This window comes from Amycolatopsis sp. NPDC098790 (genome assembly GCF_044759945.1).
In the GTDB taxonomy this organism is placed as follows: domain Bacteria; phylum Actinomycetota; class Actinomycetes; order Mycobacteriales; family Pseudonocardiaceae; genus Amycolatopsis.
Genome location: NZ_JBIWAI010000001.1, coordinates 449,502 through 465,115, shown reverse-complemented (window position 1 = coordinate 465,115; position 15,614 = coordinate 449,502). Strand labels below are relative to the sequence as shown.

Sequence of the window (15,614 nt, the reverse complement as noted above, 5' to 3'; positions counted from 1 at the left end):
CGCCCCCTCTCTAGCCGAAACAACCCCAAGGGGATCTAGACGTGCTGGACGTCAACTTCTTCGATGAGCTCCGCATTGGTCTCGCCACGGCCGACGACATCCGTCAGTGGTCGTACGGCGAGGTCAAGAAGCCGGAGACCATCAACTACCGGACGCTCAAGCCCGAGAAGGACGGCCTCTTCTGCGAGAAGATCTTCGGTCCGACCCGGGACTGGGAGTGCTACTGCGGCAAGTACAAGCGCGTCCGCTTCAAGGGCATCATCTGTGAGCGCTGCGGCGTCGAGGTGACCCGCGCCAAGGTGCGCCGCGAGCGGATGGGCCACATCGAGCTGGCCGCTCCGGTCACCCACATCTGGTACTTCAAGGGTGTTCCGTCCCGCCTGGGCTACCTGCTGGACCTGGCGCCGAAGGACCTCGAGAAGATCATCTACTTCGCTGCTTACGTCATCACGGGCGTGAACACGGAGCTGCGCCACAACGACCTGCCGACCCTCGAGAACGAGATCGGCGTCGAGCGCAAGAACCTCGAGACCAAGCGCGACGCGGACATCGAGGCCCGCGCGCAGAAGCTGGAAGCCGACCTGGCCGAGCTGGAGGCGGAGGGCGCCAAGTCCGACGTCCGCCGCAAGGTCAAGGAAGGCGGCGAGCGCGAGATGCGCCAGCTGCGTGACCGCGCCGGTCGCGAGCTGGACCGCCTCGAGGAGGTCTGGACGACCTTCACGAAGCTCGACACCCGCCAGCTGATCGCCGACGAGCTGCTCTACCGCGAGCTCGTCGACCGCTACGGCGAGTACTTCACCGGCGGCATGGGCGCGGAGGCCATCCAGAAGCTGGCCACCGAGTTCGACGTCGCCGCGGAGGCGGAGAGCCTGCGCGACACGATCCGCAACGGCAAGGGGCAGAAGAAGCTCCGCGCGCTGAAGCGGCTCAAGGTCGTCGCGGCGTTCCAGGCCACCGGCAACGACCCGCGCGGCATGGTGCTCGACGCCGTCCCGGTCATCCCGCCGGACCTGCGCCCGATGGTGCAGCTGGACGGTGGCCGCTTCGCGACCTCCGACCTGAACGACCTGTACCGCCGGGTGATCAACCGGAACAACCGCCTCAAGCGGCTGATCGACCTCGGCGCGCCCGAGATCATCGTCAACAACGAGAAGCGGATGCTGCAGGAGGCCGTCGACGCGCTGTTCGACAACGGCCGCCGCGGGCGTCCGGTCACCGGCCCGGGCAACCGGCCGCTGAAGTCGCTGTCCGACCTCCTCAAGGGCAAGCAGGGCCGGTTCCGCCAGAACCTGCTCGGCAAGCGCGTCGACTACTCGGGCCGTTCGGTCATCATCGTCGGCCCGCAGCTGAAGCTGCACCAGTGCGGTCTGCCGAAGGACATGGCGCTCGAGCTGTTCAAGCCGTTCGTCATGAAGCGGCTGGTCGACCTGAACCACGCGCAGAACATCAAGTCCGCCAAGCGGATGGTGGAGCGCTCGCGGCCGCAGGTGTGGGACGTGCTGGAAGAGGTCATCACCGGCCACCCGGTGATGCTGAACCGCGCGCCGACGCTGCACCGCCTCGGCATCCAGGCCTTCGAGCCGCAGCTGGTCGAGGGCAAGGCCATCCAGCTGCACCCGCTGGTCTGCGAGGCGTTCAACGCGGACTTCGACGGTGACCAGATGGCGGTGCACCTGCCGCTGTCGGCCGAGGCGCAGGCCGAGGCCCGGATCCTGATGCTGTCGGCGAACAACATCCTGTCGCCGGCGTCGGGCCGTCCGCTCGCCATGCCGCGGCTGGACATGGTCACGGGCCTGTTCCACCTGACCCGCCTGACCGAGGACGCCGAGGGCGCGGGCAACGCGTACTCGTCGCCGGCCGAGGCCATCATGGCCTTCGACCGCAAGGCGCTGAGCCTGCACGCTCCGATCAAGATCCGCATCACCGACCGCCAGCCGGCGAAGGCCGACGAGGCGACGCTCGCGGAGAAGGGCTGGGAGCCGGGCAAGGCGTGGCTGGCCGAGACGACCCTGGGCCGCGTGCTGTTCAACGAGCTGCTGCCGGCGGACTACCCGTTCATCAACGAGCCGATGCCGAAGAAGCGTCAGGCCGCGATCGTGAACGACCTCGCCGAGCGGTACTCGATGACCCAGGTCGCGCAGACCCTGGACCGCCTGAAGGACGCCGGGTTCTACTGGGCGACCCGCTCGGGCGTCACCGTCGCCATCTCGGACGTGCTCACCCCGGTGGGCAAGGCCGCCATCCTCGACGAGTACGAGGGCAAGGCCTCCCAGGTGGAGAAGCGCTACCAGCGTGGTCAGCTGTCGCACACCGAGCGCAACAACGAGCTCGTCAAGGTGTGGACGCAGGCCACCGAAGAGGTCCACAAGATCATGGAGACGGCGCTGCCGGACGACAACCCGATCGCCATGATCGTGAAGTCGGGCGCGGCGGGCAACATGACGCAGGTCCGGTCGCTGGCCGGTATGCGTGGCCTGGTGTCGAACCCGAAGGGTGAGTACATCCCGCGTCCGATCAAGGCCAACTTCCGTGAGGGCCTGTCGGTGGCGGAGTACTTCATCGCGACGCACGGTGCCCGGAAGGGCCTGGCGGACACGGCGCTGCGGACCGCCGACTCGGGTTACCTGACCCGGCGTCTGGTGGACGTCTCGCAGGACGTCATCGTCCGCGAGATCGACTGCGGCACCACCCGCGGCATCATGATGCCGATCGGCGAGGACATCGGCGACGGCAAGGTCCTGCGCGACCAGCACGTCGAGACCTCGGTCTACGCGCGGAACCTCGCGACGGACGCGGTGGACGCCAAGGGCAACGTCGTGTTGAACGCGGGCGACGACATCGGCGACCCGGCCATCGACAAGCTGCTCTCCAGCGGCATCTCGAAGGTCAAGGTCCGCTCGGTGCTGACCTGCGAGTCGGCCGTCGGCATCTGCGCGACCTGCTACGGCCGCTCGATGGCGACCGGTCAGCTCGTCGACGTCGGCGAGGCCGTGGGTATCGTCGCGGCCCAGTCGATCGGTGAGCCCGGTACGCAGCTGACGATGCGTACGTTCCACCAGGGTGGTGTCGCCGGTGACGACATCACGACCGGTCTGCCCCGTGTCCAGGAGCTCTTCGAGGCTCGTGTGCCGAAGGGCAAGGCGCCGATCGCCGACGTCGATGGCCGCGTGCGCATCGAGGAGAGCGAGCGGTTCTGGAAGATCACGCTGATCCCGGACGACGGCGGCGAAGAGATCGTCTTCGACAAGCTGTCCAAGCGTCAGCGGCTCGCGAACACCCCGAACGGCCCGCTGGGCGACGGCGACCACGTCAACGTCGGCCAGCAGCTGCTCGAAGGCACGCCGGACCCGCACGAGGTCCTGCGGGTCATGGGGCCGCGCGAGGCGCAGATGCACCTGACGGACGAGGTCCAGAAGGTGTACCGGGCGCAGGGTGTGTCGATCCACGACAAGCACATCGAGGTCATCGTCCGGCAGATGCTGCGCCGGGTGACGATCATCGACTCCGGTGCCACGGACTTCCTCCCGGGCGAGCTGCCCGAGCGGACCAAGTTCGAGGCGACGAACCGGGCCGCGGTCGCCGAGGGCGGCGAGCCGGCTTCGGGCCGTCCGGTGCTGATGGGCATCACGAAGGCGTCGCTCACCACGGACTCGTGGCTGTCGGCGGCGTCGTTCCAGGAGACCACGCGAGTCCTGACCGATGCGGCCATCAACGGCCGTTCGGACAAGCTCGTGGGCCTCAAGGAGAACGTGATCATCGGTAAGCTGATCCCGGCCGGTACGGGCATCAACAAGTACCGCAACATCCAGGTGCAGCCGACGGAAGAGGCCCGGGTCGCGGCGTACGCGATCCCGTCCTACGACGACGGTTACTACACCCCGGACGTGTTCGGTACGGGTACCGGTGCTGCGGTCCCGCTGGACGACTACGACTTCGGCCGCGACTTCCGCTGAAGCTGAGCTGAGTCAAGGAAAGGCCCTCGCCGGGTTTCCGGCGGGGGCCTTTCCCGTTTTCACCGGACGCTGCAGCGGGACACCGGGAAGTCGAAGTACGTGTCCGGGAACGGCTCCCCGTTCAACGTGTAGTGCCACCACTCCTCGGGCAGGTTCCGGAACCCCGCCGCCGTCATGGCGTTCCGCAGCACGTCGTGGTTCGTGCGCGCGACTCCCGTGATCGCCGGGTTGTCCGTGTGGGCCAGCGGGTCGAAGCAGTCGTAGCCCGTGCCCATGTCGACCATGTTGTCCGGGAACCGCTGCGCCGCGAAGCACGGCTTCAGCGGCTCGCCCGGGAGGTACGGCCGCTGGTACCGCGGCGGGAGCTTCACCAGCGTCAAGTCCATCGTGCTGCCGCGGCTGTGGCCGGACTTCTCCGCGATGTACCCCTCCTCGAACAGCCGGTCCTTCTCGACGTTCGGGTAGAACTCGGCCTTCATCTTCTCGTCGGCGAGGTCCTTCGCCCACCGCACGAAGTGGTCGACCGCGCGCTGCGGGCGGTAGCAGTCGTACACCTTGAGCGTGTAGCCCTGCCGGAGCACCTGGGCCTGCGCTTGCCGCAACCCCGCGGCGGCCTGGCGGGTCAGGAGGCAGGTGGGCTCGAGGTACCCGTCGATCCGCTGCCCGACGAAGTTGTGCCGGGTGGCGTACCGGATGTCCTGCAGGATCGACGGCGCGACGTCGGACAGCGCGACGAAGCCGGCAGCCGGTGCGGCCTGGGCGGGAGCGGGGACGGCGAAAGCGGCCGAGGCGGTCAGGGCCACGACCAACGCACGGAAGATCGGCATCCCTCCCGTCTAGCAGCCGCGCGCCCGGCAAGCAGCCGCCAACCGGTCAAGACCAGCCTTCCGACGTCGTCGCGCGGAGGAAGTCATCGGACGGCGGCTGCACCGGCCGTCCCTCGAACTGCGTCGACAGCACCACCGACGACCGCAGCTCGCCGTGCTTGCCCAGCCGCTCCAGCAGGCCTTCGAAGTGCTCCAGCGACGCCGCCCGGATCTTCAGCATCGTGCAGTGGTCGCCGGACAGCCGGTGGATCTCCACGACCTCCGGGTAGTCCTCGGACTTCGACGTCTTCAGCAGGCAGCTGCTCAACGCGCAGCGCATCTCGACGAACGCCTGCAGCGGCTGGCCGGCGCGCCGCGCGTCGACCTGCGCGCGGTAGCCGGTGATCACCCCGGTCTCCTCCAGCCGCCGCACCCGCTCGGCCACCGCCGGCGCCGACAGGTTGATCCGGCGGCCCAGCTCCTTGAACGACAACCGCCCGTCGGCCTGCAGCAGGTCCAGCAGCCGCCAGTCGACGTCGTCCAGGGCCTTTTCCGAACGGAAGGTCATGGGCCCCATTTTCCTTCCGAACCGCGGCCGGGGCCACGGATTTGCCGTCGAACAGCCCTTCGAAAGATCGCCGCGAGTTCCTAAAGTTGCTGGTCATGGGGACTTTGACGGTGACCGGCCGGGCCCGGTCCGTGGGAGCGCTGTTCGCCGGCGTCGCGTTGCTCAACACCGCGACGGTCGGCCTGAGCACAGCGGCGACGCTGATCGTCGCCGCGGGCAGCGGGCCGGGCTGGAGCGGCCTGCCGAGCGTCGCGAACGTGCTCGGCACCGCCGCCGGCGCGTTCGGCACGGGTCTGCTGCTGCCGGGCCACGGCCGTCGCCGCGTGCTGAGCGCCGGGTACGCCGTCGCCGCGGCGGGGGCGCTGGTCGCGTTCGCCGGCGCGTTGACGACGTCGCTCGTGCCGCTCCTGCTGGGCATCCTGCTGGTCGGCCTCGGCAACGGCGGCGCGCAGCTGTCGCGCTACCTGGCCGCGGACCTGTACCCCGAGGAACGCCGGGGCCGCGCGCTCTCGAACGTCGTCTGGGCCGGGACGATCGGCGCGCTCGCCGGGCCGGCGCTGATGGCCCCGGCGGCGGATGCCGCGGAGAGCTTCGGCTGGCCGGCGCTGTCCGGGCCGGTCGCCGTCGCGGTCCTCGCCACGGCGGGGGCGGCGCTGGCGGCGGCGTTCCTGCCGCGGCACGTCCCGGTCCGGCAGGAAGCAAAGGTGAGTGCTCCCGCGCGGGCGACCGGTGTCGCGCGGCCGCTGGTCGCGATGGTCGCCGCGCAGCTCACGATGGTCGCCGTCATGACCATGACGCCGCTGCAGCTCCAGGACCACGGGCACGGGCTCGACGTCGTCGGCTGGGTGCTGAGCGCGCACCTGTTCGGCATGTTCGCGCTGGCGCCGCTGTCCGGCCGGATCGCCGACCGCTGGGGCCCGCGCGTCACGGTCAACGCGGGCCTGGGTGTGCTCGCGCTCTCGACGGCGACCGCGCTCGCGGCCCCGACCGCGCACACGTCCGGCCTGCCGGTGGCGCTGTTCCTGCTCGGCTACGGCTGGAACCTCGTGTTCGTCGGCGGCAGCGCGCAGCTGAGCCGCGACCTCCCGCCCGCGACGCGCAGCCGGGTGCAGGGCACGGTGGACGCGGTGGTCTGGTCCGCGTCCGCTTTGGCCGGTTTGGGGTCAGGACAGCTGTTTGCCGGCGGCGGGTACGCGCTCGTCGCGGTCGTCGGCGGCGTTCTGGCGCTGCTTCCGTTGCTGCTGCTGGGATCCCGTGACGGCCGGTAGCCGGGTCGTTGTCGGCAAATCTCTCGTCGCCGCCGGCGGGCTCCGCTGGCGAAGATGGGCCGTGGCTGACTCTGTGCCCTTCACGGACAACTTCTCGGACCTCTCCAACACGCAGGGGTACCAGTTCGAGTTCCGGTGCGAACGCTGCGGCAACGGTTACCGGTCCGCTTTCCAGCGCGACAACGTCGAGACCGGCCGAAGCGTGCTCCGCGCTGTCGGGTCGTTCTTCGGCGGGACGCTGCGGGACCTGAGCAACTCGGCCGACCAGTGGCGCTACGACCGCGCGACCAACTCGCCCGCCAAGGACAAGGCGCTGGCGGCGGCGGTCCAGGAGATCACGCCGAGCTTCCGCCAGTGCCGCGGCTGCGGCGACTGGATGTGCCAGGACCAGTGCTGGAACGAGGAGATCGGCCAGTGCCTGCGCTGCTCGCCGAGCGTCGCCGAGGAGATCTCGCGCGCGCAGGCCTCCGCGCAGCGCGACCAGATCTGGGACAAGGCCCGCGAGAAGGACTGGACCACCGGCCTCGACATCGACACCCGCGCCAAGGTCACCTGCCCGGGCTGCGGCCTGAAGGCCGAGGGCGGGAAGTTCTGCTCGTCGTGCGGCACGTCCCTGGCGCTCAAGGTCGCCTGCGGCGGTTGCGGGAGTGAGAGCAACAAGCCGGGCGCGTTGTTCTGCTCGGACTGCGGCAGCAAACTCTGACCGGAGTTCCCGGCAAGTCATAACGAATACATAACGAGCAGCCCCGGCGTTCAGTCGCCGGGGCTGCGCCATTGTGACCAACCGTGACACCGCCAGTTGGTCCAGTCCGTTCGCTCACTCGTTCGGCGCAGCGGCGGGCGTCAAATCGGCCCACTTCGTGGGAGATTAACCCTTTCGGGTCGGTTCTCATTCTTTGATCACGGCTGGACCCTTCGTCCGCTTGGCGCGAATATCCCGTTCCAGGTCGGCTGACGTCAGCTTTCCGTTGTGTCCCAACGGTTTCCATCCGTGCTCAAGAACAGGGAGAACCATGCGATCAACTCCGTCGCGCCCGGGCCGGTGGCGAAGGGTGGTGACCGGCGCCGCGGCACTCGCGCTCGCGGCCGGCGCCGTCACGTACACCGGCTCGTCCACCGGCGCCTACGCCGACGTCCAGACGATCACCGACGCGAAGACCGCGTCCGACGGCAAGCAGTACTGGGTGCAGAACCACCTGGTGTCGAAGGACCTCGCCGCGCAAGCGCGTGCGGAAGGCGGGACGCCGAAGAAGTGGCTGCTCGTCTGGGCCGGTGACGAGAACATCGCCGACACGCTCGTCAAGGACGTCAAGAACCTGCCGGGCACGCTCGGCGGTGGGCTCAACAAGATCAAGAACGCCCTGCCCGGGCCGGACTTCCTCGCCGTCATCGACGCGACGCAGGGTTCGCCGACCTACGGCAAGGTCGTCAACACCGCCACGGTCGGCCCGCTCGTCGAGAACGAGCCGCACCACATGCAGTACGTGTGGCACCAGGGCGACACCATCTACGCCGGCGCGCTGTTCGCCGCGGCGACGTACGCCTTCGACGTCAGCGCGCTGCCGCAGCTGAAGCTCAAGGGCGTCAGCCTCCCGACGAACACCCTCGGCGGGAGCGTCCCGGACGCCTACTGGGTGCTCAAGGACGGCACCGCGTACGGCACGTACATGGGCGGCCCGGTCGTCCCCGGACCGCACTCCTACGCCGACGGCTCCACGCAGATCGGCAACGGCTTCGCGGGCAGCCCCGGCGAGGTCGTCCACTTCGGACAGAACGCCGAAGTGCTTTCCGAGTCCCCGGCGGCGACCCCGCAGGGCGACAACCAGAAGCTCTGCGACAACCTGCCGCAGCTGGGCAAGCCGACCTGCGCGAACCCGCACGGCATCCAGGCCCGCGAGGACCTGAACACGCTCGTCACGAGCGACTACGCCGAGCCGCGCAACATCATCCTCGACCCGGTGAAGCAGCCGTCGCCGTACCTGCGCCGGCCGACCGTGCGGACCTGGGACATCTCCGACCGCAACCACCCGAAGCTGAAGTCGGTGTCGTACCTGCAGGACGGCCCGCGCGCCGATCCCGCAGACCCGCTGCACGCCGAGAGCCGCGCGGTCATGGAGACCACCGTGACCAACCTGCCCGGCCACAAGGGCGCGTTCGCCCAGACCATGCAGGGCGGCGCGGTGTTCTACACGCCGGACATCACCGCGGCCGAGCCGCACTGGATCGAGGTGTTCGACGACGGCGCCGCGAACAAGTCCATCTACGCCAACAACGACTCCAACGGCGCCAGCTCCAACGGCGGCTGGATCCAGACGAGCCCGGACGACAAGTACCTCTACCGCGCGATCGTCGGGCGGCAGAAGGGCACCCTCTCGGCCGACGACCCCGGCACGACCGGCGGCGTCTACGTCCTCGACATCCAGAAGCTGGTCAACGCCGGCGACCGGATCGAGGACATCGAGGGCCGGGTCGACACCAAGGCGAAGGCGCAGCAGGGCGGCGGTGGCGACCTGCCGACCGTCGTCGGCGCGGCCCCGATCAACCCCGGCACGCCGGGCGCGGGCCCGCACTGGGGCGCCTACGACAACTGGGCGCTCGGCGACGACGGCTTCTACCACGAAACGACGTCGCCGCAGCACCTCGCGGTGTCGAACTACTTCGTCGCGCGGTCCGGTTTGGACGGTGACCACAAGGTCAACCTGCTGAACCTCGGCCCGGACGGGAAGGTCGCGGTCGACTCGAACTTCCGGGACGAGTTCACCGGGCAGGTCGGCATCAACTTCAACCGCAAGTCGTGGCCGCACGGGGACTTCGGCAACGCCAAGCCGCACTCCGAGCTGTTCGTGGTCGCCGACGCGAACATCAAGTAGCCGACGCGGGCGGGGTCGTCCGCGACCCCGCCCGCCTCTTCCCCGGAAGGTCCCGATGGATCACGACCACTCCGCGCCGGCCACCGGATCGTCCACTGTGGACGCCCTGGCGCTGGCGCTGCGGCTGGCCCTGCTGCTTTCCACGGCGTTCCTCGCCGGTGGCGGTCTGCTGCGGCCGCCGGGTGACCGGCCGCGGCGCACGCTGTACCTCCTCGGCGGCGTTTCCGCGCTGCTCGCCGTGGTGTCGGCCTTCGCCGTCGACGTCAACGTCGTCGCGCTGGCGATCCACGTCGTGCTCGCGGTGGCAGTGCCGGTCCTCCCGCGGGCCACCCGCTGGACGTCGGCCGCGCTGCTGGTCCTCGTCGTCCTCGAGACCTCACTCGGCGGGACCGGCGTCGAGTTCGCGCTCGACTCGGTGTTCGTCGCCGGGGCGGCCGTGTGGTTCGGCTTCGCGCTGTTCGGTCCGGTGGCGACGTCGGCCGTCCGGCCCGGACCGCTGGCCCTCACCCTCGGCGGGCTCCTGGTCCTCGCCGGCGCGGTGCGGTTCGGCTTGTCCGGCCTCGGGTTCGACCGGCGCCTCTACTCGACGCTGTTCGGGCTCACCGTCCTGGCGGTCGTGGTCCTGCCGCTGGCGGTCAGCGTGCTCGCCGGAGTCTTCAAAGGCCGCACCTACCGGTTCGGCGTGGCCGCCGTCGCGCTCGGGTTCGTCGCGTGGACCGCGCTCGGCGCCATCCCCGCGCCGCCGCCGCTGCCGGTGCCCGGGGTGCCGCTGCTGGCCGACGAGGCCGGGTTCCCGGTGCTGGTCAGCCCGCAACGGCCGGGCCACAACGTCGTCCACTTCCCGCCGAGCGCGGGCGACGACCTCGCCGCAGGCGTCCGCGGTGGGCTGATCACCAAGGCCGTCGCGCGGCCCGGCGCCGAGGGCACGTGGGCCGATGTCGACTTACCGCCCGGCCGCAGCGACCTGGAGATCCGCCGCGGCGACACGACGACGGTCGTCGAGGTCGACGCGGGCACCGAACCCGGCCCGGCGATCGCCGAGGCGGACGCGCCGGAATGCGCGTCCGCGGCGCTCGGCGGCCTGGTCGCCGGCCGCACCGACGTCCTGACCGCGTGCCCGTCCGACGCGCTGACCCCCGAAGACAGCGGCGCGCTGGTCAAGCTGGTCGAGTTCCTGGCCGGACGGAAGCCGTCCGCGCTCACGCTGGTCGAGGACGACTCCCCGCGCGGAGCCGCGGCGGCGAAGCTGGTGCGTGAGACCGCGGCGCGGACCGGGCTGGCCGTGCGGCCGGACGCCGGGCCCGACACCGCGCTCGTCGTCGTCTCCGGCTGGAGCGCCGGGTACACGGCGATGACGCGGGCCGCCGAGCTGCAGCGCCTCGAACCCACCCACCAGTACGGGCTCTACCTGGCGCCGTGGCTGCTGAACGGGCCGATCGTCAACGCCGTCGCCAGCGCGTCGCTGCCGCTGCGGTTCGACCCGCGGGAGGCGACCGCGGTCGGGTACGCCGTGGCGGTCGGCGACCGCTTCGGCGGCGAAAGCCCGACGCTCGGCGGCTTCCGGACCTGGCTCGGCGCCGACCGGCCGGCCGCGGACGTGCAGATCTTCGCCGCCGCCCAGGTCAACGCCATGCCGATGTACCCCACCGAACCCCACGCCACCGGAATGGTGATGAACCGCGACTACGCGGGCCAGTGGGTCCCCGACGGAACCATCGTGCCGATCACGTCGGTTCTCCGCTGAAACCCCTGCAACGAAAGGAAAAGCATGAAGCGTCTTGCTGCCCGCGTGCTGCTGCCGCTCGTCGCGGCGACGGCGTTCACCGGCCTCGCCGCCGGTGTGGCGTCGGCCGACCCGACCGACGGTTCCGTCTGGCTCGTGCCGGGCATCGACCTCGGCAGCCTGCTCGGCCCGATCGGCCAGCCCGTCGACCTGCTCGCCCCCGTCTTCGACCTGATCACCGCTGTTTCCTGAAGGGGAGAGAACCCATGAAGAAGACCCTCGCTGTCGCCGTCCTCACCGGTGCGGCCCTGTTCGGCGCGGCGGCGCCGGCGCTGGCCGCCGACACGCCCGGCGTCGTCGTGGTCGACGAGCCGGACACCAGCGGCCTGAACAACATCTGGACGTTCGCGCCGCTCGGCGTCCCGGTGCTCGGCCTGATCCAGTCGATCAACGGTGTGCCGGGCAAGCTGCTGCCCTCCTTCTGACCCGGCGGCGGCCCCTCGCGTTCGAGGGGCCGCCCCTTTCCCATGCGAGTCCCCATGAACCGGCAGCGCGGTCGAATGCCGCGTCACGGTCGGCGGCCGGGTGGTGAAGACGCAGAGGTCGCCGCCTGCGTCAGCTGAGGGCCTTCGCGAACCAGTGCTCGGCGAACTGCCCGTCGTTGAACGGCTCGACCTCGGCGTACCCGACCTTCGCGTAGAGCGCGCGGGCTTCGACGAGGTCGTGGCGGGTGTCGAGCCGCATGAGCCGCGAACCGAGCAGGCGGGCGGCCTCCTCGGCGGCCGCGACCAGCGCGGGCGCGCCGCCGGTGCCGCGGTGGGCGGGCTTGACGAAGACCTTCGTCAGCTCGCTGATCCCCGGCGCGACGACCCGGGTCCCGGCGCAGCCCGCGACCTCCCCGCCGAGGTGCCCGACGAGGAAGGCCCCGGTCGGCGGCACCAGGTCGGTGCCCGGTTCTTCGGCCACGTACTGCGAGAGCTCCGCTTCGGTGATCGGGCGCCCGTAGTAGCGCGACGCGACTTCGTCCATGTAGTCGCGCATGATCGCGACGGCGTCCGGGTGAGCGACGTCGATCTGGGTGATCTTCCAGTTCACGTCCTCATCCTGCGGTCGCTGTCCAGCGGATTCCGCGGGCCCCGGGCACCATGAGGACATGACGACTGCGACGAAACGCCTGACGGTGGTGGCCGTCGTGCTGATCACCGTGGGCGCGATCCTGCTGTCGGTGGGGGCACTCGGCTTCCGGTCGGACGAGCAGGCCGACGCCAACATCGGCGCGGGGTTCGCCCTGCTGGCCGGGCCCTACATCGTGGGACTGGGCCTGGTGTTCGCGTTGTCGGCGGGCTTGACGCACCTCACGACGCGCCGCCGCTGACGTTCCACAGCGCCGCGGGCAGGCTCTCCGCCAGGTCGGCGAGGTAGCCGGCCTCGGCCACGACGTTCTGCCGGGTCGCGCAGCCCTGCCCCCAGGCACGCGCGGAGCCGTGCTCGACGACGACGTCCCGCTGGGCGAACCGCGGGGTGTCGGCCAGCCACCGGGCCAGGTCGGCCTCGAGCCGCGGGTCCGTCGGCATCGACACCTGCCCCGCGGTGATCCGCAGTTCGGGGCTCGGCGGCACCCGCACCTGCGTGACGTGGATGTCGCGGAAGTGGGTGTGGTCGTCGAAGTGCCGGTACGGCTCCTGGGCGTCGATCGCGATGACCGGCCGGTCTCCGTGGCGGAACTCCACCCACGTCGTGTTGCCGCCGGCCAGCGGGCGGCCGCTCGGGTGGCTGACGCCGAACGACGGCGTCGCCTTCGTGTCGCTGGGCACTCCGCTGTTGAAGGTGCCGCCGCGCTCGGCCGCGAACGTCTTGAACCAGTGCTCCTCGCGGCTTTCGACGAACTTCGCGTGCGACCGCCACCAGATCGCGGCCGCGCCCGCGAACACCGCCGCGATCAGGACGATCACCACCACCACGAGCATCAGAAGTCCAGGTCCTCGCGCGTCTCGTCGTCAGATTGGTTCCGGCCGGTTTCGCCGTAGTCGCTGGCCTTCTTGGCGTTCTTCACGTGGCTGTTGAGCTTGCCGAGGTGATCGTTGAGCGTCTTGGCCGGGTTGTCGCCGGGCTTGGCCGGGTTGAAGCCGAAGACGCCCTTCGCCGCGGCCTCGCCGCCCTTCTTCGCGATCTCCGACAGGGCGTTCTTCCCGGCCCGCTTGCCGATCATCCCGTCGGCGCCGGTGAGCTTGTCGACGAGGCTCTTGCCCGCGTCGCGCTCGGCGATCTCGCCCAGCTTCTTCGCGGTCTTGCCGTCGGCGAACACCTTGCCCAGCTTCGTCGCGGCCAGCTTGGCCTTCATCTTCTGCAGCCAGTCGAGGATCTTCTGCAGCAGCTCGCGGACCTTCGACACCTTCTGCGTCGTCTTCGCGGCGGTCGTGCCGAGCTTGACCTCCGACGCCGTGCCCGCGGTGGCGACCGACGCCCCGCAGGTGGGCACCGCGGCCGCCAGCGCCGGGATCCAGATCATGATCAGCCAGGTGACCAGCTCGGTGAGGATCGCCTTGATCAGGTCCTCGACGAAGCTCATCAGCATGCTGCTCAGCTGCAGCATCTGCGCCAGGTCACCGGACTTCGCGGAGACGCCGCCGATGCCGTGGGCGAACTCGCCGAGCGACCGGCGCGCGGCGTCCCCGGCGTCGCCCTGCCAGCCCTGGAGTGAGGTGTCGGCGACCTCGGCGAAGTTCTTCGCCAGCTGGTCGAGCCCGGTGGCGATGGCGTTGAAGTTGTCGGCGGCGATGCCGAGCGCCGGGCCGTCGCCGCTGACGAAGTGGATCGCGTCCTGGATCGGCTGGACCGCGCTGAGCAGGAAGTTCAGCCCCTGCCCGACGAGCCAGCCGAGCGGGTCGGTGGCGATGTCGGTGACGGTGCTCGCGCTCGACTGGATGAAGGACGTCGTGTCGGTCGCGATCGTGCCGAGCCCGAGGGCGATGTCGACGCCGTCCGGGTGCGGCGCGGCGGCGGCCTTCACCACCGAAACGACGTCCTTGCCGACGGTCACCGCGCTGCCCACGAACGGCGTCGCCTTGACCGCGTTGTCGACGTTCACCCCGAGCACGGTCGTCGGGTCGTCGCTCTTCACGCTGACGCCGCTCGCGACGTCCTGGAACTCCGCCATCGATCCCCCTACGGCTTCTTCGGGCCGTCGAGCAGGACCTCGACCTGGCCGAAGAACGCCTTGTGGTCGTCTTCGGTGCCTTGGTAGACGTTCGCGGCGTCGGTGAACTTCGCCTGCGCCGACGTCAGGCCCTCGGCCATCGACGCCAGCAGGTCGCGCAGCTCGTGCAGCGTTTCGTCGTACCCGTGCTTGGTGAACAGGCCGACGACGCCCCACGACTTGTCGCCGACGTCGGACTGGCCGACCTTCTCGGTGAACTTGGTGCCCTGGTCCCGGTACTTGCCGAGGTCGCCGGCGTACTTGCGCAGGGCGTCGACCTCCACCCGGTAGCCGTCGGCCATCAGTCCTCCTCGTCGAACAGGCTGCGCAGGAAGGTGTCGCCCGCGGACCCGCTGGTAGTGGGTGGCGGCGGCGGGGCGTCGGCTTGCCGGAGGATGCGCTGTTCGGAGAAGTCCTCCGGCGCCGGCTCGTCCTGCGTGAGCTTCGACCGCAGTTCCTCGACGGTGGTTCCGAACGCTTCGGCCTGCGTCTCGAGGACCTGGTCGACGAGGCCGAGCTCGTCGCCGAGGTGCTCCTGGACGAGGACCACCTGCCGCCGCGCGGCCTCGCCGACGGCTTCCCGCAGCGTCGTCATGAGGGCCGCGGAGAGGGCCTGCGGGCCTTTCGCGAGCGCGGCGTCGGTGAACCTGACGTCGAGGACCGCGCCGCCGGGTCCGGTGAGGACGGTCACGCCCCCGTCCGGCGATGACGCGCTCGCCCGCAGCTCGGTGAGCTGCCGCTGCATCGCGCCGAGGCCGGCGAACCGGTCGTCGACGTCCCGGATGCCCGACTGGAACCGCTCGAACTCGGCTAACAGCTGGTCGAACTCGGCCGCCATGCCCCTCGTTCCCTCCCGTTCGCGTGCTGCCCGCCACCCATCGTGGCCTGTCGGCGACGGTGTGACGCACGGAACGCCGGATCCGATCCCACTGCATCACCCGGTCGGGTAATGGGTAGGTTGCGGCCGCAAGGGGAAGCAGGGGAACAGCGCTAGGAGTGCGTGATGAGCAGCAGCGAAGGGGCCGGCCGGCCTGAAGAAGAGCCGAAGTCGACGGGCAGCCACGCGGCTCCCGAGGGGGCCGGGGTGCACCCGCTGATCGACTTGTCCCGCGACCCGAACCCGGGCAAGCCGGACCACGCGAAGCCCGAAGAGGACTGAGCCGGAGGGGGTCGGCTGCGCCGGGCGAGCTGGAGGGCCGCTCGGCAGGCCGGCACTCGCCGGGGTTCCGC

The 15,614-nt window shown here is 70.4% G+C and carries 16 protein-coding genes; 9 read left to right on the top strand and 7 right to left on the bottom strand.

Annotated elements, in window-relative coordinates; translation table 11 throughout:
• Positions 1–41 precede the first annotated feature (41 nt).
• Positions 42–3,953, top strand: a complete 3,912-nt coding sequence (locus tag ACIQWX_RS02400; RefSeq protein WP_400864440.1) for a DNA-directed RNA polymerase subunit beta' — start codon at positions 42–44, stop codon at positions 3,951–3,953.
• Positions 3,954–4,012: 59 nt separating this feature from the next.
• On the opposite strand, the gene ACIQWX_RS02395 is transcribed toward ACIQWX_RS02400, so the two are convergent.
• Both ACIQWX_RS02395 and ACIQWX_RS02390 read right to left on the bottom strand, forming a co-directional pair.
• A complete protein-coding gene (locus ACIQWX_RS02395) occupies positions 4,013–4,780 on the bottom strand; it encodes a M15 family metallopeptidase (RefSeq protein WP_400864438.1) in 768 nt (255 codons plus the stop codon).
• A 46-nt stretch (positions 4,781–4,826) separates the two neighbouring features.
• On the bottom strand, positions 4,827–5,327 hold the full coding sequence (locus ACIQWX_RS02390; RefSeq protein ID WP_013222590.1) for an Lrp/AsnC family transcriptional regulator: 501 nt from the start codon (positions 5,325–5,327) through the stop codon (positions 4,827–4,829).
• A gap of 95 nt (positions 5,328–5,422) precedes the next feature.
• Between ACIQWX_RS02390 and ACIQWX_RS02385 the strand changes: the two genes are divergently transcribed.
• From ACIQWX_RS02385 to ACIQWX_RS02360, 6 genes are all read left to right on the top strand, one after another.
• Complete coding sequence (locus ACIQWX_RS02385; RefSeq protein ID WP_400864435.1) at positions 5,423–6,595, top strand: MFS transporter; 1,173 nt, start codon at positions 5,423–5,425, stop codon at positions 6,593–6,595.
• A 61-nt stretch (positions 6,596–6,656) separates the two neighbouring features.
• Positions 6,657–7,298, top strand: coding sequence for a zinc ribbon domain-containing protein (locus tag ACIQWX_RS02380; protein WP_400864433.1), 642 nt, complete (start codon positions 6,657–6,659; stop codon positions 7,296–7,298).
• A gap of 310 nt (positions 7,299–7,608) precedes the next feature.
• On the top strand, positions 7,609–9,465 hold the full coding sequence (locus ACIQWX_RS02375; protein ID WP_400864430.1) for a hypothetical protein: 1,857 nt from the start codon (positions 7,609–7,611) through the stop codon (positions 9,463–9,465).
• A gap of 55 nt (positions 9,466–9,520) precedes the next feature.
• Positions 9,521–11,209, top strand: a complete 1,689-nt coding sequence (locus tag ACIQWX_RS02370; RefSeq protein WP_400864427.1) for a hypothetical protein — start codon at positions 9,521–9,523, stop codon at positions 11,207–11,209.
• A 24-nt stretch (positions 11,210–11,233) separates the two neighbouring features.
• Positions 11,234–11,440, top strand: coding sequence for a hypothetical protein (locus ACIQWX_RS02365; RefSeq protein ID WP_400864425.1), 207 nt, complete (start codon positions 11,234–11,236; stop codon positions 11,438–11,440).
• Positions 11,441–11,454: 14 nt separating this feature from the next.
• Entirely contained in the window at positions 11,455–11,673 is a 219-nt protein-coding gene (locus ACIQWX_RS02360; protein ID WP_400864423.1) for a hypothetical protein, read from the top strand.
• Between the two features lie 130 nt (positions 11,674–11,803).
• Here the strand turns inward: ACIQWX_RS02360 and ACIQWX_RS02355 are convergent, their stop codons facing one another.
• A complete protein-coding gene (locus ACIQWX_RS02355; RefSeq protein WP_400864420.1) occupies positions 11,804–12,283 on the bottom strand; it encodes a GNAT family N-acetyltransferase in 480 nt (159 codons plus the stop codon).
• A gap of 58 nt (positions 12,284–12,341) precedes the next feature.
• On the opposite strand from ACIQWX_RS02355, the gene ACIQWX_RS02350 reads away from it, so the two are divergent.
• Positions 12,342–12,563, top strand: a complete 222-nt coding sequence (locus ACIQWX_RS02350) for a hypothetical protein (protein ID WP_400864418.1) — start codon at positions 12,342–12,344, stop codon at positions 12,561–12,563.
• Here ACIQWX_RS02350 and ACIQWX_RS02345 read toward each other — a convergent pair.
• From ACIQWX_RS02345 to ACIQWX_RS02330, 4 genes are read right to left on the bottom strand one after another with little or no spacing between them, the layout of a single operon-like run.
• A complete protein-coding gene (locus ACIQWX_RS02345; RefSeq protein WP_400864416.1) occupies positions 12,544–13,155 on the bottom strand; it encodes a hypothetical protein in 612 nt (203 codons plus the stop codon). The genes ACIQWX_RS02350 and ACIQWX_RS02345 overlap by 20 nt on opposite strands.
• Positions 13,155–14,345: a hypothetical protein gene (locus tag ACIQWX_RS02340; RefSeq protein WP_400864413.1), complete on the bottom strand. Its 1,191-nt coding sequence runs from the start codon at positions 14,343–14,345 to the stop codon at positions 13,155–13,157. The genes ACIQWX_RS02345 and ACIQWX_RS02340 overlap by 1 nt, the downstream gene beginning before the upstream one ends.
• A gap of 8 nt (positions 14,346–14,353) precedes the next feature.
• The gene (locus ACIQWX_RS02335; protein ID WP_400864411.1) at positions 14,354–14,686 is read right to left on the bottom strand and encodes an ESX-1 secretion-associated protein; all 333 of its coding nucleotides are present in this window, start codon (positions 14,684–14,686) and stop codon (positions 14,354–14,356) included.
• Entirely contained in the window at positions 14,686–15,222 is a 537-nt protein-coding gene (locus ACIQWX_RS02330) for a YbaB/EbfC family nucleoid-associated protein (protein ID WP_400864409.1), read from the bottom strand. The genes ACIQWX_RS02335 and ACIQWX_RS02330 overlap by 1 nt, the downstream gene beginning before the upstream one ends.
• A gap of 165 nt (positions 15,223–15,387) precedes the next feature.
• On the opposite strand from ACIQWX_RS02330, the gene ACIQWX_RS02325 reads away from it, so the two are divergent.
• Positions 15,388–15,543 (top strand): hypothetical protein, encoded by a 156-nt coding sequence (locus tag ACIQWX_RS02325; protein ID WP_400864406.1) that lies wholly within the window; start codon positions 15,388–15,390, stop codon positions 15,541–15,543.
• Positions 15,544–15,614 lie beyond the last annotated feature (71 nt).